Raw genomic sequence first — 246 nt, forward strand, 5'->3', positions numbered from 1 at the left:
CCCTGCGCGACGGCCAGGCCGAGGGCCGCCGGGGAGCGCGGGACGACCGGCGGGATCGCGTCGTAACCGTGCAGGCGCGCGACCTCCTCGACCAGGTCGTCGGGCTCGGTGAGGTCCGGGCGCCACGTCGGCACGGTCACGGACACCACCGCGTCGGCACCGGCCCCGACGACCTCCCCGACGGTGCAGCCGATCTCGCGCAGGTACCGCGAGACGGCGGCGACGTCGAGGTCCAGGCCGATGAGC

The 246-nt window shown here is 76.4% G+C and carries 1 protein-coding gene; it reads right to left on the reverse strand.

The genetic code is table 11. The features are described 5' to 3' along the window. A partial coding sequence (locus KVT14_RS20875) for a hypothetical protein (RefSeq protein WP_217617346.1) occupies positions 1–246 on the reverse strand: 246 nt, incomplete at both ends.

The organism is Cellulomonas sp. GbtcB1 (genome assembly GCF_019091725.1).
GTDB lineage: Bacteria > Actinomycetota > Actinomycetes > Actinomycetales > Cellulomonadaceae > Cellulomonas.